The sequence below is a fragment of the Natronococcus sp. A-GB1 genome (assembly GCF_029688845.1).
Taxonomy (GTDB): Archaea; Halobacteriota; Halobacteria; order Halobacteriales; family Natrialbaceae; genus Natronococcus.
In genome coordinates this window covers 205,390-224,682 of the sequence record NZ_JARUKW010000001.1, presented here as the reverse complement: position 1 = coordinate 224,682, position 19,293 = coordinate 205,390, and the positions used below count along the sequence as shown (strand labels likewise).

The 19,293-nt window shown below is 65.2% G+C and carries 20 protein-coding genes and 1 tRNA gene; 7 read left to right on the top strand and 14 right to left on the bottom strand.

What is annotated here, in order from left to right:
* The first annotated feature begins 4 nt into the window (after window positions 1–4).
* Window positions 5–1,951 (top strand): ABC transporter ATP-binding protein, encoded by a 1,947-nt coding sequence (locus tag QA600_RS01120; protein WP_278290131.1) that lies wholly within the window; start codon window positions 5–7, stop codon window positions 1,949–1,951.
* Here the strand turns inward: QA600_RS01120 and QA600_RS01115 are convergent.
* The gene (locus tag QA600_RS01115; RefSeq protein WP_278290130.1) at window positions 1,948–2,292 is read right to left on the bottom strand and encodes a hypothetical protein; all 345 of its coding nucleotides are present in this window, start codon (window positions 2,290–2,292) and stop codon (window positions 1,948–1,950) included. The genes QA600_RS01120 and QA600_RS01115 overlap by 4 nt on opposite strands.
* A 140-nt stretch (window positions 2,293–2,432) precedes the next feature.
* On the opposite strand from QA600_RS01115, the gene QA600_RS01110 reads away from it, so the two are divergent.
* Entirely contained in the window at window positions 2,433–3,170 is a 738-nt protein-coding gene (locus tag QA600_RS01110; protein ID WP_278290129.1) for a creatininase family protein, read from the top strand.
* A gap of 21 nt (window positions 3,171–3,191) precedes the next feature.
* On the opposite strand, the gene QA600_RS01105 is transcribed toward QA600_RS01110, so the two are convergent.
* Both QA600_RS01105 and QA600_RS01100 read right to left on the bottom strand, forming a co-directional pair.
* The gene (locus tag QA600_RS01105) at window positions 3,192–3,689 is read right to left on the bottom strand and encodes a DUF5790 family protein (RefSeq protein ID WP_278290128.1); all 498 of its coding nucleotides are present in this window, start codon (window positions 3,687–3,689) and stop codon (window positions 3,192–3,194) included.
* A 129-nt stretch (window positions 3,690–3,818) separates the two neighbouring features.
* Complete coding sequence (locus tag QA600_RS01100) at window positions 3,819–4,181, bottom strand: dihydroneopterin aldolase family protein (protein ID WP_278290127.1); 363 nt, start codon at window positions 4,179–4,181, stop codon at window positions 3,819–3,821.
* Between the two features lie 101 nt (window positions 4,182–4,282).
* On the opposite strand from QA600_RS01100, the gene azf reads away from it, so the two are divergent.
* Window positions 4,283–5,041 (top strand): NAD-dependent glucose-6-phosphate dehydrogenase Azf, encoded by a 759-nt coding sequence (gene azf / locus QA600_RS01095; protein WP_278290126.1) that lies wholly within the window; start codon window positions 4,283–4,285, stop codon window positions 5,039–5,041.
* Here the strand turns inward: azf and QA600_RS01090 are convergent, their stop codons facing one another.
* The 3 genes from QA600_RS01090 to QA600_RS01080 all read right to left on the bottom strand — a co-directional run bounded on the left by QA600_RS01090 (window position 5,042) and on the right by QA600_RS01080 (window position 7,801).
* Window positions 5,042–5,659, bottom strand: a complete 618-nt coding sequence (locus QA600_RS01090) for a DUF309 domain-containing protein (RefSeq protein ID WP_278290125.1) — start codon at window positions 5,657–5,659, stop codon at window positions 5,042–5,044. It abuts the gene before it with no gap.
* Between the two features lie 273 nt (window positions 5,660–5,932).
* Window positions 5,933–7,033: an aminopeptidase gene (locus tag QA600_RS01085; protein ID WP_278290124.1), complete on the bottom strand. Its 1,101-nt coding sequence runs from the start codon at window positions 7,031–7,033 to the stop codon at window positions 5,933–5,935.
* A gap of 48 nt (window positions 7,034–7,081) precedes the next feature.
* Window positions 7,082–7,801, bottom strand: a complete 720-nt coding sequence (locus QA600_RS01080; protein WP_278290123.1) for a queuosine precursor transporter — start codon at window positions 7,799–7,801, stop codon at window positions 7,082–7,084.
* Window positions 7,802–8,209: 408 nt separating this feature from the next.
* On the opposite strand from QA600_RS01080, the gene QA600_RS01075 reads away from it, so the two are divergent.
* Window positions 8,210–8,485, top strand: coding sequence for a PadR family transcriptional regulator (locus tag QA600_RS01075; protein WP_278290122.1), 276 nt, complete (start codon window positions 8,210–8,212; stop codon window positions 8,483–8,485).
* Window positions 8,486–8,992: 507 nt separating this feature from the next.
* On the opposite strand, the gene QA600_RS01070 is transcribed toward QA600_RS01075, so the two are convergent.
* The 4 genes from QA600_RS01070 to QA600_RS01055 form a co-directional block, all read right to left on the bottom strand.
* The gene (locus QA600_RS01070; protein WP_278290121.1) at window positions 8,993–9,430 is read right to left on the bottom strand and encodes a type IV pilin; all 438 of its coding nucleotides are present in this window, start codon (window positions 9,428–9,430) and stop codon (window positions 8,993–8,995) included.
* Between the two features lie 349 nt (window positions 9,431–9,779).
* A tRNA-Ile gene (locus QA600_RS01065) sits at window positions 9,780–9,854 on the bottom strand.
* A 72-nt stretch (window positions 9,855–9,926) separates the two neighbouring features.
* Window positions 9,927–10,055, bottom strand: a complete 129-nt coding sequence (locus tag QA600_RS01060; RefSeq protein WP_278290120.1) for a hypothetical protein — start codon at window positions 10,053–10,055, stop codon at window positions 9,927–9,929.
* A 100-nt stretch (window positions 10,056–10,155) separates the two neighbouring features.
* Complete coding sequence (locus tag QA600_RS01055; protein WP_278290119.1) at window positions 10,156–10,743, bottom strand: MogA/MoaB family molybdenum cofactor biosynthesis protein; 588 nt, start codon at window positions 10,741–10,743, stop codon at window positions 10,156–10,158.
* A 90-nt stretch (window positions 10,744–10,833) separates the two neighbouring features.
* Here QA600_RS01055 and QA600_RS01050 point away from each other — a divergent pair, with 90 nt between their 5' ends.
* Window positions 10,834–12,282, top strand: a complete 1,449-nt coding sequence (locus tag QA600_RS01050; RefSeq protein WP_278290118.1) for a DUF6498-containing protein — start codon at window positions 10,834–10,836, stop codon at window positions 12,280–12,282.
* 8 nt (window positions 12,283–12,290) lie between these two features.
* On the opposite strand, the gene QA600_RS01045 is transcribed toward QA600_RS01050, so the two are convergent.
* Both QA600_RS01045 and QA600_RS01040 read right to left on the bottom strand, forming a co-directional pair.
* Complete coding sequence (locus QA600_RS01045) at window positions 12,291–13,577, bottom strand: GTP-binding protein (protein ID WP_278290117.1); 1,287 nt, start codon at window positions 13,575–13,577, stop codon at window positions 12,291–12,293.
* Window positions 13,577–14,782 (bottom strand): GTP-binding protein, encoded by a 1,206-nt coding sequence (locus QA600_RS01040; protein WP_278290116.1) that lies wholly within the window; start codon window positions 14,780–14,782, stop codon window positions 13,577–13,579. The genes QA600_RS01045 and QA600_RS01040 overlap by 1 nt, the downstream gene beginning before the upstream one ends.
* A gap of 104 nt (window positions 14,783–14,886) precedes the next feature.
* Between QA600_RS01040 and QA600_RS01035 the strand changes: the two genes are divergently transcribed.
* A complete protein-coding gene (locus QA600_RS01035) occupies window positions 14,887–15,309 on the top strand; it encodes a CopG family ribbon-helix-helix protein (RefSeq protein WP_278290409.1) in 423 nt (140 codons plus the stop codon).
* Between the two features lie 137 nt (window positions 15,310–15,446).
* Window positions 15,447–15,617 (top strand): hypothetical protein, encoded by a 171-nt coding sequence (locus tag QA600_RS01030; RefSeq protein ID WP_278290115.1) that lies wholly within the window; start codon window positions 15,447–15,449, stop codon window positions 15,615–15,617.
* Between the two features lie 80 nt (window positions 15,618–15,697).
* Here QA600_RS01030 and QA600_RS01025 read toward each other — a convergent pair whose 3' ends face one another.
* Both QA600_RS01025 and QA600_RS01020 read right to left on the bottom strand, forming a co-directional pair.
* Window positions 15,698–16,027 (bottom strand): hypothetical protein, encoded by a 330-nt coding sequence (locus QA600_RS01025; RefSeq protein ID WP_278290114.1) that lies wholly within the window; start codon window positions 16,025–16,027, stop codon window positions 15,698–15,700.
* 174 nt (window positions 16,028–16,201) lie between these two features.
* Window positions 16,202–18,616, bottom strand: coding sequence for a S8 family serine peptidase (locus QA600_RS01020; RefSeq protein WP_278290113.1), 2,415 nt, complete (start codon window positions 18,614–18,616; stop codon window positions 16,202–16,204).
* Window positions 18,617–19,293: the final 677 nt, after the last annotated feature.

Here is a 19,293-nt window from a genome sequence, read left to right as displayed (position 1 = left end):
AGCAATGAGTAGCGTCGACTGGGAGAAAGACGACCCCTTCGAGGAGCAACGGGAGCAGGTCGAGAGCCCGATGCGCCGGTTGATCTTCGATTTCGGTCGTCCCTACTGGTTCTCGGTGACGATCGGCCTCATCTCGAGCGTCTTCGCCCGGGCGCTGGATCTGCTGCCTGCCCTGATGCTGGCGGTCGCGATCGACGCGATCTTTAACGACGCCGTCTTCTCCGAGCAGGTTCCGCTGTCGGTGCTCCCGGACGCGTGGCTCCCCACGTCCCCCGAGGAGCAGTTCTGGTTCGTCGTCGTGGTCATCGCGGGCTCGTTCGCGCTAGGGGCGCTGTTTCACTGGCTGCGAAACTGGGGATTCAACGCCTTCTCCCAGCACGTCCAACACGATGTCCGGACCGCAACCTACGACAAGATGCAGCGCCTAGATATGGAGTTCTTCGCGAACAAGCAGACCGGCGAGATGATGTCGGTACTGAGCAACGACGTCAACCAGCTCGAACGGTTTCTCAACGAGGGGATGAACTCGGCGACCCGGCTGATCGTGATGGTCGTCGGAATCACGTTCCTGCTGTTCTGGCTTAACCCGCAGCTGGCGCTGGTCTCGCTGACCCCGGTTCCGTTGATCGCGATCTTCACTTACGTGTTCGTCAAGAAGATCCAGCCGAAGTACGCCGCTGTGCGATCGTCGGTCGGCAAGGTCAACTCCCGCTTGGAGAACAACCTCGGCGGAATCGGGGTCATCAAGTCCTCGAACACCGAGGAGTTCGAGTCCGACCGCGTCGAGGACGTCTCGGAGAAGTACTACGACACGAACTGGGAGGCGATCGACCTGCGGATCAAGTTCTTCCCCAGCCTGCAGCTGATCTCGGGGATCGGCTTCGTCCTTACCTTCCTCATCGGCGGCTACTGGGTCTTTACCGGAACTGGGCCCGGGCCGCTTACGGGAACGCTCCAGACTGGAACCTTCGTCGCCTTCATCCTCTACACCCAGCAGCTGGTCTGGCCGATGGCGCAGTTCGGCCAGGTGATCAACATGTACCAGCGCGCCGAAGCCTCGAGCGAGCGCATCTTCGGGCTGATGGACGAGGAGGGCCGCATCGAGCGCGACGAGGACGCCGACGAACTCGAGGTGCGGGAGGGCAGCGTCGAGTACGACGACGTCGTCTTCGGCTACGACGACAGCGAGCGCATCATCGACGAGATCAGCATCGACGTCGAGGGCGGCGAGACCGTCGCGCTGGTCGGACCGACGGGGGCCGGAAAGTCGACCGTGCTCAAACTGCTGCTCCGGCTGTACGACGTCGACGACGGCGCGATCCGGGTCGACGATCAGGACGTCAGGGCCGTCTCTCTGGCGAGTCTGCGCCGATCGATGGGGTACGTCGGCCAGGACTCGTTCCTGTTCTACGGGAGCGTCGAGGAGAACATCACCTACGGCACGTTCGAGGCCGACCGCGAGGAGATCGTCGCGGCCGCGAAGGCCGCCGAGGCCCACGAGTTCATTCAGAACCTTCCCGACGGCTATGACACGATGGTCGGCGAACGAGGCGTCAAGCTCTCGGGTGGCCAGCGCCAGCGGGTCGCCATCGCTCGATCGATCCTGAAGGATCCGGAGATCCTGATCCTCGACGAGGCGACCAGCGACGTCGACACCGAGACCGAGATGCTCATCCAGCGCTCGCTCGACGAGCTGACGGAAGAACGGACCACGTTCGCCATCGCCCACCGCCTCTCGACGATCAAGGACGCCGACCAGATCGTCGTCCTGGAGGACGGCCAGATCGTCGAGCGCGGCACGCACGAGGAGCTGCTCGCGAGCGACGGTCTGTACGCACACCTCTGGGGCGTACAGGCCGGCGAGATAGACGAACTACCGCAAGAATTTATCGAACGGGCCCAGCGTCGGCAGGCCCGTACCGAGGTCGACGTCGACGCGGACGACGACTAGAACGACTCCTGCTCGCTCTGCCCGTCCTGATCGGGGCCACCTTCCTCCTGGCGCTGTTCGCCCGCCGCCGGAGGCGTTCGGTCGCTGTAGTTCTTCCGGCCGATCGCGTCGTCGCCGACCATGTTCATGATCGCCTGCTCGACCTCGTCGTAGGAGCCGTACTCGTCCTCGTTGAGCGGCTCGAGCAGCTCCTCGAGCGTCGCGGATTCCTCGCCCATGTCGATCTCCTCCTCGCCGTACTCCTCGAGAAGTTCGTCCTGTTCGATCGGGTAGTCGAGGTCCTCGAGATCCTCTTCGACGTCGCTCAGGTCGACTCCGAGTTCGCGGCTTTCATCGGTCATACTCGAACAGTACGCCACGCGCTGCAAACAAGTTGACCCTGCGTACGCCACGGCAGTTTGCCGGGCGTCACCGCGTTCGAGACCGGCTCCGCGCTTCCGTCACCGGGAGTTTCATGGCCGCACGCTCGGTTCGGTTCGGTATGCATCTCTCGGAGGCGACGTGGACGGAGGTACGGGAGCTCGAGACCGATCTCGCGGTCGTTCCCGTCGGCAGCACCGAACAGCACGGCCCGCACGCCCCGCTCGGAACCGACGTACTGACCGCCGAAGCGGTCGCCGACGCGGCGCTCGAGCGAAGCGATCGCGAAGTGGTCCGGGCGCCTGCGATCCCCGTCGGGATCGCCGAGGAACACCGGCAGTTTCCGGGAACGATGTGGGTCTCCGAGGATACCTTTCGAAGCTACGTCCGGGAGTCAGTCGAGAGTCTCGCACATCACGGCTTCGATCGCGTCGTCCTCGTCAACGGACACGGCGGAAACATCGACGCGCTTCGGGAGGTCGGCGGTCGGCTGACGCGAAGCGGCGAGGCCTACGCCGTTCCGTTCACCTGGTTCGGGGCCGTCGGCGACCACTCGAGCGACATGGGTCACGGCGGTCCCCTCGAGACGGCACTGGTTCGTCACGTCAACCCGGATCTCGTTCACGAGGACCGACTCGAGGATGCTCGCGACGGTGGCGCCGATGGCTGGGGGGAGTGGACCAGCTACGCGAATCTGGCGTACGACTCGGCGGAGTTTACGGACAACGGCGTCGTCGGTGATCCGACCGACGGCGACGAACGGCGGGGCGAAGAACTGCTCGAGCTAGCTGCCGACGCCCTTGATCGACTCCTCGAGGCCGTCGCCGAGCGGGACGTCTCGCGCCCGGAGCGGCGATAGGACAGCGACCTGCGATATCGATTACTCCTCGCTTTCGTCGTCGTCTGCAGCCGTCTCGTCGGCATCGTCCTCACCGTCCTCGTCGTCCGTCTCGTCGCTCGCCTCGTCCGCCTCCGCTTCGGACTCGGTTTCGGCCTCCTGGAGCGCGCCGCGAAGCGCCGGGATCGTCGAGGCGAGATCACCGACCTGTTCGCCGGCCGCAGAGACGTCGGCGATCGTCTCCTCGAGTTCCTCGATCTCGGCCTCGAGATCGTCGGCGTCCTCGAAGGCGTCGGCGCGCTGGCCCATCGTGTACCACTTCTTCGCATCCCGGAGGTGGGCCTCGGCGTCGCCGGCGTCGAGTGCGGACTTGAGTCCGTTGAGCACGCCGAGCGCGTTGTCGGCGTCGGTCTCCCAGACGTCGTCGGCCGCCGGCAGCTCGCTCCAGGCCTGCTCGAGCGAGGACTCGACGTCCTCGCGCATCTCGCTGGCCGCTTCGCCGAACAGTTCCTCGTCGTCACCGAGCGTCGCTTGACTCATGTCGTCCACTTCACCGGCGTCGCGTTTAAAAGGTAGCCCGAAAGTGAAAGTGAAAACGGGGGCTGGTAGGCCGGTACCGACGAAACGGCGGCCGAATTTCGAAAGGAAGGTCCTCCGAACGTGGCGGGATCAGGTGGTGTCGCGAACCGACTCGAGTTTCATCAGCGGATAGCCGTCTTCCATCGCCATCCGGGTGACGACCTCGCGACCCTCGTAGTCGACGACGATCTCGACCTCGAGGAATCGTCCCGTCAGCTCCGTGTAGTCGGCAGACGATTCGGCGAGCTCGGCCTCGAGGTCCTCGCGCTGGATCTCGACGGTCACCTCCGCGCAGTGCGGTTGGTTCTCGATCGACTCCTCGATAGCCGTCTCGAGGCTGGCTGCGCTCTCGAGCGACAGCGGCGTTCCCGCGAACTGGTGGTACAGCGAACCGAACTTGATGCCGGCCTCGAAACACGCGGCCTCCGCGTCCGTCGGCGTCGAGTCTGCCATACGGGACGGGTCGAGCGCGGGCGAGAAGGGGGTTGCGATCGATCCGTCGGTGCGGAGTGAACCGCACGTTACTTATCGACGCTTTCCCTCACACCGAACGAATGGCACAGTCGGTCCTGCTGACGGGGGCTGCGGGGCGAGTCGGACAGGCCGTCCTAGGAGACCTCGCCGACGAGCACGAGTGGCGGCTGATGGATCGCGATCCGCCGACGGACGACCATCCCGGTGAGTTCGTCGTCGGAGACGTCACCGACGAGAAGACGGTCCGAGAGGCGATGGAGGGGATCGACGTCGTGATCCATCTCGCGGGCGACCCACGCCCGGAGGCGCCGTGGGACAGCGTACTGACGAACAACATCGACGGCACCCAGACCGTACTCGAGGCCGCGGCGAACGCGGGCGTCGAGAAGGTCGCGTTCGCCTCGTCGAACCACGCCGTCGGGGCGTACGAAACCGAGGACCGCACGCCCGAGATGTACCAACCCCACGACGACTACCTGCTCGACGGCACCGAGCTGCCGCGGCCGGGTAACCTCTACGGCGTCTCGAAGGCCGCCGGCGAATCCCTCGGCCGATACTACCACGACGAGCACGGGCTCTCGGTCGTCTGCGTTCGGATCGGAAACCTCACGCAGGGTCACCCGCCGATCGACTACGAGCGCGGCCAGGCGATGTGGCTCTCCTACCGCGACTGTGCGCACCTGTTCGACCGCTGTATCCGGGCCGAGTACGACTACGAGATCGTCTACGGCATCTCCGACAACGACCGCAAGTACTATTCGATCGACCGCGCCCGCGAGGTCCTCGGCTACGAGCCGCGGGACAACTCCGCACACCACGACGACGATCCGTCGGCGTAGCTACTCAAACAGTCCGTCGACGTCCGCTTCTCGAGCTTGCCGTCGCTCGGCGTGTTGAGACAACCGTCGGTAGACGAGTCCGCGGTGGTCGTCCTCGCGCACGAAGTCGAACAGCAGCGAAATAAATCGGCTGTCGTCGTCGCCCGCTTCCAGGTCCCGTCGTGCGTACGTCCGGGCCCGGTCGACCGGTTCCGGATCGAAGCCGAGTTCTTCGGCGAGGACGACTGCCGCGACCGCCGTCGCGTCGAGATCCAACGCAGCGAGTTTCGGCGCGCTCCCCTCGTGTTCGATCGGCGGCGGCGACCGACGCTCGAGGATGGACGGATCGTCGGCGAGCATCTCCAGGGCGCGTCGAATCGGCTCGAGGCGAACGTCCCGGTAGTCGGCCGGCAGTCCGGACAGGTACTCGAGGGCGCTCTCGGCGAGTCCGACCGCTCCCTCCCAGTTGCGGTTGCGGGCGTGGTAGACGGCGGCGGTATACTGGATCAGCCCGTGAAGCAGCAACTCGTCGTCGGTTCCGTCCTCGAGTTCGAGCCAGCGCTCTTCCCAGGCGTCGTGTGCCGCGTGGTAGTAGCCGTCGTTGTAGATCGCGGCGCCGGCTCGGAGCCGATCGCGCATAACTCCAGTAGGGACTCGAAGGGTGTCAACGTCACGAAAGCGGTGAGTGGCCGGATACGTTCCGCCTCCGGCGGGGCGGGCAGACAACTGTGACAAGCGGAGATCGGGACGTGCAGCGATCGCCCCAACCGGTTACTGCCGCCACCGGTTATGGCGGTACTCGAATCGAACGACAGCGGAGATATTTATTATGCGGTTGCTTCTGGTCCGATCTGACGGAAGTAACGATGCTAATGGATACCTAACGGCCGATAATAGGGAGTTATACCCGCACTACCGACGTTCCTCGAATCCGTCCTCCCAGCGGAAGCTGCCGTTCCGCTGGACGACCTCGCCGTCGATCTCGAGTCGGGACTCCTCGCCGACGTCGGTGATCAGATCGACGTGGACGGCCGAGTCGTTGCCCGACTCGCCGTCGGGGAGACAGGCGTCGTAAGCCCGCCCAACGGCGAGGTGAACCGTCTCACCCATCTTCTCGTCGAAGAGGATGTTGTCCGTGTAACGGTCGATTCCGCGGTTCATCCCGACGCCGAGTTCGCCTAGTCGCCGAGCGCCGCCGTCGGTCTCGAGGACCTCTTCGATTACCGCCGCTCCCTGCTCGGCGTCGTGGTCGACAACCTCGCCGTCGGCGAACTCGAGACGGACGTTCCTGACCGGTTCCCCGCGAATCGTCATCGGAACGTCGAAGGTGACCTCTCCCTGGGTACCGTACGGCGCAGTAAATACCTCGCCGCTGGGGAGGTTGTGCGAGTCGTAGGCGACGGAGGCCGCGCTGTTGACGGCGGTTCGGCCATCGATCCGCATCGTGAGGTCGGTCCCCGGCGAAACCAGTCGGACCTCGGATCCGTCGTCGAACAACTCCTTGAGCCGATCCATCTCCTCGGCCAGCGACTCCCAGTCCCGGAGAATCGCGTCGTAGGCGAATTCGCGGTACTCCTCGTAGCTCATGTTGGCCTGCTGGGCGAGCGATCGGGTCGGATGTACGGTCGACACCCAGCGCGTGTCGTATCGCGCCTCGCGAACGGCCGTCCGTGCGCTGCGATAGGCCTGGCGGGTCTCTCCGGGGACGTCGGCTGTCGCGCTCGTGTTTCGTCCGCCGCCCAGCGAGAGGTAGACGTCGGTCTCCTCGAGCAGTGCCCGCTCGTGGGCCGGCTCCTCGAACTCGGCGTCGTGAGCCCGGAGATACGCCCGCGTGACCTCTCCGGAGTCATACGTTGCGAGCAGGTTCGCGTCGCGTTCGCCCAGCTCCTCGGCGACCGCGACCGCCAGCTCGTGGGCGTCCGGGCCGACCGAGAGCACGACGTCGTCGTCGGCCTCGACGCGGGCGCTCCACTCGACCAGCACCGCGGCGTGTTCGCGGATGCGTTCGTCCATATTCCGAGGCTGGATCGCGGGCTACTAAATCCCCTTCGTTCCGGGCGATCAGACTACGTGTGAGTCCTCGGCGTCGTGGGACTCCCGTGATCGAACGAGCGCGACGACGGCGTAGACGATCGGCGTATCGAGCACCGCGATCGCGAGCTTGAGCAGGTACTGACCGACCGCGAGCGCGGCCAACACCTCGAGCGGGAGCACCTCGCCGACGCCGAGAGCGGCGGGCGCGATCGCGAAGGCGATCGAGACGAAGATGACGGTGTCGATGGCCTGGCTGGTTCCGGTCGAGACGAGGTTGCGCAGCCAGAGCTTCTGGCGGCCCGTCCGATCCCGAATCCGGTGGAAGAGCCAGACGTCCCAGTTCTGGCTGACGAGGTAGGCGAGCAGGCTGCCGAGCACGACGTTGGTCGAGGCGCCGAGCGCCGTTGCGAACGCGTCGGGGTCGACGCTCGTTTCGGCCGCCGGCGCCGCGATGGTCGACCAGACCAGCGCCAGCACGACGAAGTTGAGCGCGAACGCGACGTTGACGACGATCTGAGCCGCGCGGCGACCGTACAGCTCGGTGTAGCAGTCGCTTGCGAGAAAGGTAAGCGCGTAGGCGAGAGCCGCACCGGGGAGGACGAGTTCCGCACCCGTCACGGGAAAGGCGACGGGAAGGTCGAACGCGAGCACCTTCGATGCCGTCAGCTGAGCGGTAACGAGTGCCGCGACGAACAGCCCGATCAGCGAAACCTGGGCGATCGACGGCGCTCCACGACGGTCGTCCATACGTGACACCTCTCGAGTCGGAACGCTAAACGGTACCGTCTCGTCGTCCGCGTTCCGCGGTTCGATCCTCGCGGGAGCCGAACATCATCGAGATACCAAATATATTCGGTATCGTTCGATTTACGCAAACAGTCTCGAGTGTCGAACCATCTGCAACAGCGATAAAACATTGCTAAGTGACTGTTTCGAAGTCCAAGGTACCGTATTTGGGTGTATTGAGGAATATATAGCGCAATTCGTCAAGAGAAGGGACGTGACGGAAACGTTCGGTGTATCGTCCGATTACGGAGCGTATAGCCACCATCACGCCAGTTGCAAACGGCCTAGTGCATCACCAACCGCTGCAACGGACGTAATACGTGATTGATAACAAATAGAGTGTTTCTGGTAGGGGTTGATAGGTAACCTATGGACGATTTGACCGGCTTCCAGCGTGATCTCCTGTACGTCATCGCAGGGGCGGACCAGCCATCCGGCCAGGACATCAAAGAAGAGATCGAGACGTACTACAGTAGCGACATCAATCACGGACGATTGTATCCGAACCTCGACACCCTTGTCAACAAGGAACTCGTCGAGAAGGGAGAACTCGATCGCCGAACGAACTACTACGCGATCAGCGACGAGGGCTACGAGGCGATCGAGAACCGACGCGATTGGGAATCACAGTACGTCGATACCTGATGCGATCGGTGCCGGCGGCTTCGGAGGGATCCTAGAGGGGTCACTCTCTCGTCGACTGATAGCCGACCTCGAGCAGGCCCAGCGGTTGTAACGGCCGACGCTTGTAGCGTTCGCATCCTCGCTACGTCCGGAGAAGGACTCTACTGATCCCCGACGGACCGAGGTCGAAATCTTTCGTCACCGGAAGGCAGCGAAGGACGAGTTCGCCGAACCGCCGCCACCGATGCAGCGGGACGGTCGAGCAACTCGACTCGGACTTCGAGCGGTTCTGCGAGACAGTTCTCGAGAAACTCTCGGAGGGAAAGCGACTCACTCGAGACGAGATCCGAGTAGCGATTCGGACGGATCCCTTGGCGAGCCGGGCTCGGACAGCAGTGTGTTCGTGAATCCCAGCGATACTTGTCGGCTATCACACCGACTACCGATGTGGTATCCGATCGCGTCCTAATTCGCGATCCCAATGGGTGGTCTCGAGATGGGACGGGATCGGGGTATCGAACGAGACTACTAGTCGTTGGCGTCGCTACAGTCGTACTCTCCGCTCCCGATTACGGTAGAGCTACCGCCGTCGGTCGAAGCCGTGACGCTGACCGTCCCAGTTCCATCTAGATTGCCGTCGCCGCATGTGAGCGTAACAGCGTCGCCGGCCCCATCTACTTCGATCGGGTCGTCCTCAACATCACCGACAACCTCCCACTCGTCCGCGTTCCCTTCGGAGACGAGCGAGACCGTCATCGCGCCCTCGTCCGCGTCGAAATCGAACGACGCCGCGCCGGTGGCCTCCAGCGAGTCCTCCATCCCGTCGCCCATCTCCATCACGAATCCCGCGATCACTGCCGAGAGGACGACTGTCACCGCGACCATGAGCACGACCCCGATGACCGGCGAGACCGCTCGTTCGTCTTCGATACCGCGTTCGCTCCGTGTAGATGCGTTCGAATCCATAGCTGTGTCCCGCGCCGGCGACCGCGGCGCGAGCAAACGCGGTGGAAGCGTTCCCACCCGTCGTCGCACCGTTAGCCATCGAACGCGGTCTCGCCGACATTACTGCCGTTATGAGTTATATAGTTCAGCGATAGTGGCTACAGCGACGGCGAGCGAAGCGAGCCGTCGTCCGATTCGAATCCACCAGTGATCCCGTACTCGCGGCTCACGGACTGTTCGCCACGAGGTAGATGGGCCCTGACAGATTCGTACCTCGCCCGAGAACCTGCTCGCGTTACTCGCAGAACCTCAGTCTGGTTCGAATCTGCAGGAATCATCTCACGCCGTTCACATCGCTCACGGCGTTCAATGGGCCCTGACGGATTCGAACCATCGACCACTCGGTTATGAGCCGAGCGCTCTAACCAGACTGAGCTAAGGGCCCTCGAGTCGAACGAACCCGGTCACAATAGTTAACGCTTGCTGTCTGTTTTGTCTGCGAAAAGCAGCGGTTGGACTACGCGGTCAGCGCCTCGAGTTCAGCCTCGCTCAGCTCCGCTTCGAGTTCCTCGTCGGTGTGGGACTCGAGCACGTCCGTCCGTTCCTCGGCGTCGAGTTCGTCGACGGATTCGAAGTGATGGCACATAGCATCGAATACTGGGATCCGAGCGTCAATAAGGGCTATTCAGGCGTTCCGACGACTGCTAGCGAACGCGCTCGAAATAACAACATCGGGATGGGAGGCGCTACTCCTCGTAGTCGTCGAGCGTCTGCTCGGTCGTCCCCGCGCGGTGGCGCGTCGCCAGCCCCGCGAGGTGGGGCGTTTCGGGAACGATCAGTTCCTCGCAGGCCGTACTACAGGCGCCCGTACTCCCGGGAAGACAGAAGACGGGCGTGTCGACGGCGATCCCCGCGGTCGCCCGCGAGGCCATCGCTCGAGTGCCGACTTCGTCCCAGGACAGCGAGCGGAACAGTTCGCCGAAGCCCGGCAGTTCGCGCTCGAACAGCGACGACGTCGCCTCGGGCGAGACGTCGTCGGCCGTGACACCGGTGCCGCCAGTCGTACAGACGACGTCGATATCCTGGCGAGCGACGAGGCCCCGAACCGCGGTACGGATCGCGGAGTAGTCGTCGCGGACCAGCACGCGCTCTTGGACCTCGTGACCCTCGCTCTCGAAACACTCTTGAATCGTGTCACCGCCCGGGTCGTCGGGGTCGGCATCGGCCTCCGCAGCGCGGGAACTCGAGACCGTGACGATCCCAACGTACAGTGGATCGATAACGTCGTGGCCGTGGTCGTCGGTGCTCCGTCGGTCGCTTCGGTCGACTGTCATGGGTAGGTGTCTACAGTCGAGTTCAATAAGCTGTCGCGTTAGGGCCGCCGCCGGAACGTTTTACTGGTCGTTGTCCTACCTCTATCGCAGATGGTCGTTCGCGACGTCACCGACGGAGTTCCGTCGGCCGTCCGGTTTCTGCCGATCCTCCTGGCCAATCTGATACCGCTCGTCGGCGTCCTCGCCTACGGCTGGGAAGCGTCGACGGTGGTGGTCATCTACGCGCTCGAGGTGATACTCGCGCTCCCTCTGGCGGCAGCGAAGGCGCTGTTCGCCGGACGGCCACCACGGATCGAGGAGCTGGAGGACGACGAGAGCGGCGGTGACTCGAGCGTGATCGACGTCGCGAACCTCGACCTCGCCCGAAAACGCGGGAGCGTCAGGCTCGTCTCGTGGCTCCCACCGGTGTATCCGCGGAACCTGCCGTTCGTCGGCTCGATCTTCTTTGTGACCGTCTGGGTCGTCCTGTTCGTCGTGGCTGCTCTGGCCGAACTCGCGGTCGGCGAGGCACTCGCACGCCCGGAGGTCTGGCTCGGGGTCACGGGCTTGGTCGTCGGACAGGGCGTCGAGACCTGGCGCGACTACGTCCGCGACGGGCGCTACGAGACGACCTCGCCGTACGCAGTGGTCGAGACGCCGGCGCGACAGGCGTTCTTTCTGCTGTTCGTCCTGATAGCCGTCGCGGAGACGACCGGTGTGATCGTACTCGGCGCGTTCGTCGCGGTCAAACTACTCGTCGACTGGTCGGCGTTCCGTGCGACCAGCGGCGACGGCGGACGACTCAGCGGCTGGTTCACCGGACCGGACGACGATGGAGAGGTGCCGGATCCGCCGCCGGTTCCAGACGGCGATCCGGATACCACGTTCGAGACGCACGCGCCCACGGTGGTACTCACTGGAGCCCTCCACACGCTAGTGAAGCCGGCGCCGTTCTACGCCCTGATCGTGCTCCTCGCGTGGGTCGTCACCCTCGGCGTGGTCGGCGGCAACGACGGGGTCGGCCTCGCGCTGACGGCCGTCAGCACCGTCGGCGCGGTTCTGGCATTCGTGGGGTTTCTGGCCGTCAAGACCGCTGAGCACGTCCTTGAGTACGGCCTGCTCGAGTACCGCCGGTACGACGACCGCCTCGTCGCCTACGATACGTGGGTCGAAACGGCCCAGTGGAACGTTCCGCTCGCCGAGATTCGTGACGCGACGCTCGTCACTGACCGACTGCCGGATCGGGTGTTCGGCACCCGGACGTTCAAGGCACAGACGGGATGGGGTGGCTCGAAGACGAGGCGCGAACTCGGTCCCGTCCGTGACGCCGACGCGTTCGTCGGGGCCATCGATCTGCCCGTCCGGACGACCGAACTGGGGCCGATCGACCGACGGACCGGTGTGCTCGTGGCCGCGGCGGCGCCCGTCGGCGTCGTCGTCGCGGTCGCGGTTGGACCGTGGCCGCCGGTCCTCACCGCCCTCTACATCGGGTTCGGACTGGCGTTCGTCGTACCCATCCTGTGCGAGGCCTGGAAGCGGGCGTATCCCGACCCCCACTAGCTGCCGGGTCAGCTCGACGCCTCCGGATCGGAGACACTCGAGATCGCCACCGTCTCGCCCATTCCCGTCGGGGCGGGGTTCTCGTACTTGCTCCAGTCCGTGCCCATCTCCTCGTCGGTCAGCAGACAGTCGTCGAGCCGGGACTCGAGGGCCGTCCAGTCGACGTCGCGACCGATGAGTGCCAGCCGGATCTCCCGGTCGCCGTGTTCGTCGTCCCACGCGAGGTCGGGCTGGCCCTGGCGGTACGTCTCCTGGCGCTCTTCGGAGAAGCTGGCGATCCAGCGCCCGGTCACCTCGAGCGTGGTCTCGGTGCCAGCGGTGCTCGTCGTGATCGCCTGCTTCTCGCGGCCGGCGATCCACGTGAGCCCCTTCGCGCGAACCAGTCCGTCGGGTAGCGACCGCAGTAGCTCGGCGAACCGCTCGGGGTGGAACGGCCGACGGCGGTGGTAGCCCTCGACCTCGATCCCGTACCGTTCTGGGGGGTGGGCGTGGTCGTGAGCGGGGTCGTTTTCGTCGCCGTCTTCGCCGTCGTGATTGTGGGCGTGTTTCTCATCATGACCATCGTGGTCTTGCTCGCCCGTCTCCGCGTCGGCCTCGATCTGGCGCTTCCAGCCCGCCGAGTCACGGACCGTCTCGAGCTCGAAGCGCTCGCTTCCGAGTAACGTTTCGGGCTCGAGATCGCCGTACTCGCTCATCATGATCTCGGCACGCGGCTGAAGCGTCTCGAGCAGGGCGACGACCCGGTCGCGTTCCTCGCCGCTGACGAGGTCGCACTTGTTGACGACTAGCAGGTCACAGAACTCCACCTGCTCGAGGACCAGATCCGAGAGGGGACGCGTGCCCTCCTCGTCGGCTCCCTGCTGGACTGGCACGTCGTCGCCGTCGGCGAACCGGTCGTGGAACCGTCGCGCGTCGACGACGGTGACGACGGCCTCGAGGTCGTAGGGACCGCCCGCTGGACCGCGGACGAACTGGCGGGCGATCGGTTCGGGCTCGCCGACGCCCGACGCCTCGACGACGAGGTGGTCGAACTCGTGTTCCTTCCAGAGCCGGATGACGGCACGGGAGAGCTCGCCCCCCAGGCTACAGCAGATGCAGCCGTTCTCGAGGGCGACGACCTCGTCGCCGGTTTCGAGATCGGTGCGCGCTTCCACGAGATTGGCGTCGACGTTGACCTCGCCGACGTCGTTGACCAGGACGGCAATCTCGCTGTCCGCGGTCTCGAGCAGCCTCGAGAGCAGCGTCGTTTTCCCGGCGCCGAGCTCGCCACAGAGGATGGTAACCGGAACGGCCATTACTCGTTCGCGAGCGCGAGCTCACGTCGTTCTTCCGGTTCGAACGGATCGGTGTACGTCGACCAGTCGTCGTCCATCTCTGCGTCAGTTAGCAGACAGTCGTCGAGTCGCTCGATCAGCGTCTCGCCGTCGAACTCCCGACCGATGAAGACGAGGCGGGTCATCCGGTCGCCCCACTCCTCGTCCCAGTCTTCCTCGAGGCCGGGTCGGGCGGCGAAGTACTGTTCGCGTTCGGCCTCGGGGAGGTTCGCGAGCCACTGTCCCGACGGTCCCGCGCGAACGGAGGTACCGGCCTTGTCGACACCCATCGCGACGTCCTCCCGGCCGGCGCTCCAGAAAAAGCCCTTCGCGCGGATCAACTCGTCGGGCAGCTCCGAGAGTAGCTGTGCGATCCGTTCGGGGTGGAACGGCCGATCGCGCTCGTAGACGAAGGAGGTGACGCCGTGTTCCTCCTGGGGGTCGTGGTGGTGGTCGTGCTGGAGCTCGTGTTTCCAGCCCGCCGAGTTCGAGGCGTTCTGAAAGTCGAACCGCTCGGTGCCGAGAATCTCGTCGGGGTCGACGTTACCGAACTCGGTGCGGACGATCTTCGCGCGCGGCTGCAGCCGTTCGAGGACGGCCTCGATCTCCTCGAGGGCGTCGTCGGGGACGAGATGGCACTTGTTCAACAGGAGGACGTCACAGAACTCGATCTGATCGAGGAGCACCGTCTCCGGAACCCGACCCGACTCCCCAGTAGGAACCTCCGCCGCCAGCGCCTCCCCGGAGTCGAACGACTCCCAGAAGCTGTGAGCGTTCGCGACCGTCACCATCGTGTCGAGTTCGTAGGTGTCAGTCGGATCGAATTCCGCGTCCTCGAACCCCATGGCGAACGTCTGAGCCACCGGAATTGGCTCCGAGATTCCCGAAGACTCGACCAGCAGGTAGTCGAACTCCCGTCGATCCGCGAGCCGCCCGACCTCGTCGAGCATGTCCCCGCGAAGCCGACAGCAGATGCAGCCGTTGGACATCTCGATGATCTCCTCCTCGCCCCCCAGGTCCGACTGCTGGGTGACGTGTTCAGCGTCGACGTTGACGTCGCCCATATCGTTGACGACGACGGCGACCTCGAGGCCGTGGTCCGCGGTTAGCACGTGGTTGAGTACGGTCGTCTTGCCGGCACCGAGGCTGCCGCTCAGCACGGTCACCGGGATGCGTTCGTTGCTCATAGACGCGTTGTGAATACGGTCCGGTGTCTTGTTAATGTTAGTTATTATATCCCTGCCCGAGTCTGGATAACAAATAATATTAATTTAATCCTGTATTTTAATATATAGCCGTCGTCAGCCTCTCGATGCCCGAGGAACTGCTCGAGCGACTCGACGACCACGCGTCGGATCACGAGTACTCGGGTCGAAGCGAGGTCGTCCGGGAGGGGACGCGGTCGTTACTCGAGGCGTTCGAGGACGACCGGTTCGAGGAGGGAGCCCTCGCGGGAACCGTCACCGTGCGCTACGACTTCGGAACGCAGCGTATCGAGCGCCGCGTCGCGGCGCTTCGCCACGAGTTCGACGACGTGATCGCGGCCACCGATCACAGCCACGTTGCCGACTACTGTCTCGATCTGTTCGTACTCGAGGCCGAGACCGACGCGATCGCCTCGTTCATCGAGAAGCTGCGGGCGATCGAGGGCGTCGAACACGTCCACCACTCGCTCGTCCCGCTGGGCAGACACGATCGCTCGGCCGGTAGGTGAGATCGGACCGGGAGAAACACGGGTTCGGCAAATGCGAGCAGTCAACGTGGCTCGGTCGCCGACGGAGAGGTGTCTCGGCTCCGGTTTCTTTCCCCGCCGGCGCGTGGGTTCATGTAGGAAACCAAGGAATCGAACCTATGTCAACGTCCACTCCCCCATCCGCCGACGCCGATCCGGAGCTTCCCGGCCCTTCCTCCGCGATCGGGACCTACAATACGCAGGACGACGAGACCGTCATCTACGACGAGAACCGCACCGAGGCGTGGATCAGTTCGACGTACGCCCTCTCGCTCGGCGAGGTCGAGTGACGATCCGGACCTCGGATACCGGCTTCGGCGGTACGCCTACGTCCTCGAGCCTCGGTCGATGCCTGACGTATCGGACGGACTCAGAACCGTACTTCGCCCATCGCGAACGTGACCATCCCGCCCTCGACGTAGTACGTACAGCTTCGACAGTACCCCTCGAGGAGGAGCCGAGCGCTCAGTTCGTCGTCGTAGCGAACCTTGAGTCGACTCTCGAGTCGTTCCCGACAGCGAGGACAGCGTCCCCCGAGGTTCCTCGAGCCCGTCGGCGGCTCGCTCGCGTCCTCGGTTCGACCCCTGGAGAGCGACGGGTCCGCCGCGTCGGTCGCGGATCGACGGGACCGAGCCGGCGTACCGGGGTCCGGCTCCCCAACTCGCCGGCTCTCGGTTCCGGCTCGACCGTCAGCGCTCACGTCAGCCCACCCCCGTGATCGTGTCGTCGAATCGGATCATCTACTCTTCCTACTCGCTCCGGCCACTTTAGCTCTCCACCGACGCCGTTCGATCGGCAGAACCGACGGACGTCAGTCGTAGTCGACCGGGACCGATCTAGTCCGGTACCGAGACGGTACCCTCTTCGTCGGCGTCTAGACGTCGAGCGTCACCCGCTTGGTCTCGGTCGTAGTCTGCTCGAAGTAGTCGGTGACCGTGATCGTGACCTCGTGCTCCCGGCCCGCACCGTCGTCGGTTCCGGTGAGGCGGTGGTCTCCGGCGTCTTCCTCCCCTCTGGCCATCGAACTCGCGTCGTCGAGCACCTCCTCGTCGTCCGCGAGGCGCAACTCGAGCTCGAGGTCCCAGAGCTCGCCGCCCTCGTCCGAGACTTCCCACTCGACATCGGCGGCGGGCGTTCCGAGGAAGTCCGTCGCCTCGACCTCGAAGGAGTCGATCGAGGGCGCCGGAGACCGCTCGTCGAGCATGACCTCCTCGCTCGCGTCGACCGCGTTGTCCTCGTGGTCGGTCGCCCTGATCGCGATCTCGTACTCCTCGCCGGCCCCCTCGATCCGGTCGGTGTTTCTGAGGGTGTGCGTTCCGCTCTCCTCGCCGCCCTCGAGCTCCGAGGTCGCGCTGTGGAGCACCTCCTCGTCGTCGGCGTACCGGAGTTCGGAGGTGATCTCAGACAGGTCGCCGTCCCGGTCGGTGACCGTCCACTGAACCGACGCCCCGACCGAGTTCTGCGAGCTGTTGTCCGACACCTCGAACGCCTCGAGTTCGGGGACCCCGGGCTCGGGCTCGGTCTCGACGGAGACAGCGTCGCCCGTCGCGGTCTCGTCGTCGTCCACCACGACGGCGCGAACCTCGTAGACGGTCTCGGGCTCGAGCCCTGACAGCTCCTCCTCGAACTCGCCGATGCCGGCCCGTTCGGATCGCTCAGTATCGGTCCAGGAGTCGTCGTCGCCGTCGGCCGCCCGCCGCTGGAACCCCGCCTCGACGGCGTCGGCGTCGGCGACCCCCTCGAGGGAGCCGACGCAGTGCAGCGAGCCGTGATCGACGGGACTCGCGTCGTCGGTTTCGACCGCCAGCGAGTCGGCGCCGGTGGTAAACGCCGCGGCCTCACCGGTTTCGTTTCCGGAGTCCGACTCGACGACGGCCCGGAACTCGTACTCGGTCTCGGCCTCGAGGTCCTCGACGGTCGCCTCGAACGTCTCGTCCTCTTCGACAGCCTGCGAGTCGGTCTCGGACCAGTCGTCTCCGTCCGCCGGTCGCCACTCGAAGAACCCGTCGGCGGTCCCGTCGTCCTCGAGCGACCGGACCGCTCCGGTGAGCGTCGCCCTCGAGGCCCGCACCGCCGTCGCCCCCTCCGTGGCGACGGCCTCGATCGCTTCGGCCGCGCTCGCGGCGTCGACCAGTCCGTACCCCTGTTCGGTCTCGTCGACGCCCAGGTCCTCGGCGGTCTTCCGAAGGATACCGCGGACCCCACCCGGATCGTCCGGATCGCCCGTATTCTCGGCGTGGGGAACGCCGGCCTCGAGCAGTCGCGCCGCGAGCCCCGCGACGTGGGGCACGGCCATCGACGTCCCGTCCATAGTCTCGTAGTCGTCGCCCGGCGTCGTCGACACGACGTCGACGCCGGGGGCGACCAGCTCGAGACCCGCCCCGCGAGCGGAGAAGTCCGCGATCTCGTCGCGGGAGTCGGTCGCCCCGACGGCGATGCAGGTGTCGTACGCGGCGGGGTAGTCGACGGTGCCCTCGTCGGGCCCGGCGTTGCCCGCGGCCGCGAAAACGAGGGTGCCGTTCTCGTAGGCGTATTCGATGGCGTCCTCGAGGATCGGCCCCGGCTCGGGCCCGCCCAGACTCAGCGTGAGGATCTCGAGCCCCTCGTCGGCACACCACTCGATGGCCGCGGCGATCTCGGAGTCACGTCCCCCGCCGTCGCCGTCGAGCACCTTGACGGCGCACAGTTCGGCGTCGGGAGTGACCCCGACGACGCCGACGTCGTTGTCCGCGGCCGCCGCCGTCCCGGCAATGTGGGTGCCGTGGGTACCGTCGTCCTCCCAGTCGTCGTCACAGCCGTCCTCGCAGTCGACGAACGAGGCGCCGTCGTCGACCTCGAGGCTCTCGTGGTCCGGGTCGATCCCGGTGTCCAGAACGGCAATGGTCGACTCGCGACTCGAGTCGGTTTTCGACGGGAGCGAGTCGACGCCGAGCCGCTCGATTCCCCAGGGGACGACCTGGTCGTCGCCCGGACCGGGCTCGAGCGCGGTACTCGCTCGCCCGCTCGAGACCGCGGCGGGACCGATCGCGTGTCTGCGGTAGTCGGGAACGACGTACCGTACGTCGCTTCGCGTCTCGTACTTGGCGGCGACGTCGTCGGTACACGTACAGACCGTCGCACCGCCGGCCGAACCGAACGAAAGCGTTCGGTGGACCGCGACGGCGTCGCTCGAGATCGATCTCGTCGAAGCGTCAGGCGACGTTCCGACGACGTACCGGTGGCAGTCGTCGTCGGAGTCGTCTCCCGCGGCCGCTCCGATACCGGAGCCGGCGACCGGGGTGCTTGCCATCGTCTTGAGCACGTCTCGACGCGAAAAGTTGGTGGGGATCATCGTTCAGTGTGAAGTGGAGTGGAAACGGAGCCGGTCCCGAGACGCCCCGGAACCGCGACGATACAGACGGCCGCGGTCAGGATCGCGTTGCTTGAGGCCGTCCGCGCTGATGCGATCGTGGCGAGCGGGGGCTCGAGCGCCGGGGGTGGCCATCACTCGGTGGTCGTGGGGCCGACGCGTCGCTTGGTTCGATAGTCTCATGGGCGCTGGTCTCCGTCGATCGCTCCCGGCGATCGAACCGTCGGCCGATCCGACGGGTCCGCTCGCACGGGGCGATCGTCGTCGTTTCTTCGACATCCGACCCGATTCGTCGCTATTCGGTGCATTTGGAGCGACCCACAAAGCGGTGGTAGCTGTTTGGATAGCCCCTGCTCGAGGGCAGGGCTATCCGTATCGGCCCCGGGCTCGAGCAACCGAGGGTTATCGAACGGAAACACTCCGTTTCGACCGATTTGGGCGGTAAGATGGCGGTTATCGGTTTCGCTCGAGGGGACCGAGCACGGCCCATCAGCGCCCACACTGGCCGTAGACGGGTGGGTGAAGTGCGATGCTGTACGTGGTAACGCAGCGAGTGACCACAGGCTGCGATCGGTGAGGAATCGGCTCTGAAGTGCAAAGACCGGTCGAGCTACATG

Coding starts and splice junctions, on each gene's coding strand:
- QA600_RS01120 (WP_278290131.1), top strand. CDS start 5: ATGAGTAGCGTCGACTGGGAGAAAGACGACCCCTTCGAGGAGCAACGG.
- QA600_RS01115 (WP_278290130.1), bottom strand. CDS start 2,292: ATGACCGATGAAAGCCGCGAACTCGGAGTCGACCTGAGCGACGTCGAA.
- QA600_RS01110 (WP_278290129.1), top strand. CDS start 2,433: ATGCATCTCTCGGAGGCGACGTGGACGGAGGTACGGGAGCTCGAGACC.
- QA600_RS01105 (WP_278290128.1), bottom strand. CDS start 3,689: ATGAGTCAAGCGACGCTCGGTGACGACGAGGAACTGTTCGGCGAAGCG.
- QA600_RS01100 (WP_278290127.1), bottom strand. CDS start 4,181: ATGGCAGACTCGACGCCGACGGACGCGGAGGCCGCGTGTTTCGAGGCC.
- azf (WP_278290126.1), top strand. CDS start 4,283: ATGGCACAGTCGGTCCTGCTGACGGGGGCTGCGGGGCGAGTCGGACAG.
- QA600_RS01090 (WP_278290125.1), bottom strand. CDS start 5,659: ATGCGCGATCGGCTCCGAGCCGGCGCCGCGATCTACAACGACGGCTAC.
- QA600_RS01085 (WP_278290124.1), bottom strand. CDS start 7,033: ATGGACGAACGCATCCGCGAACACGCCGCGGTGCTGGTCGAGTGGAGC.
- QA600_RS01080 (WP_278290123.1), bottom strand. CDS start 7,801: ATGGACGACCGTCGTGGAGCGCCGTCGATCGCCCAGGTTTCGCTGATC.
- QA600_RS01075 (WP_278290122.1), top strand. CDS start 8,210: ATGGACGATTTGACCGGCTTCCAGCGTGATCTCCTGTACGTCATCGCA.
- QA600_RS01070 (WP_278290121.1), bottom strand. CDS start 9,430: ATGGATTCGAACGCATCTACACGGAGCGAACGCGGTATCGAAGACGAA.
- QA600_RS01060 (WP_278290120.1), bottom strand. CDS start 10,055: ATGTGCCATCACTTCGAATCCGTCGACGAACTCGACGCCGAGGAACGG.
- QA600_RS01055 (WP_278290119.1), bottom strand. CDS start 10,743: ATGACAGTCGACCGAAGCGACCGACGGAGCACCGACGACCACGGCCAC.
- QA600_RS01050 (WP_278290118.1), top strand. CDS start 10,834: ATGGTCGTTCGCGACGTCACCGACGGAGTTCCGTCGGCCGTCCGGTTT.
- QA600_RS01045 (WP_278290117.1), bottom strand. CDS start 13,577: ATGGCCGTTCCGGTTACCATCCTCTGTGGCGAGCTCGGCGCCGGGAAA.
- QA600_RS01040 (WP_278290116.1), bottom strand. CDS start 14,782: ATGAGCAACGAACGCATCCCGGTGACCGTGCTGAGCGGCAGCCTCGGT.
- QA600_RS01030 (WP_278290115.1), top strand. CDS start 15,447: ATGTCAACGTCCACTCCCCCATCCGCCGACGCCGATCCGGAGCTTCCC.
- QA600_RS01020 (WP_278290113.1), bottom strand. CDS start 18,616: ATGGCAAGCACCCCGGTCGCCGGCTCCGGTATCGGAGCGGCCGCGGGA.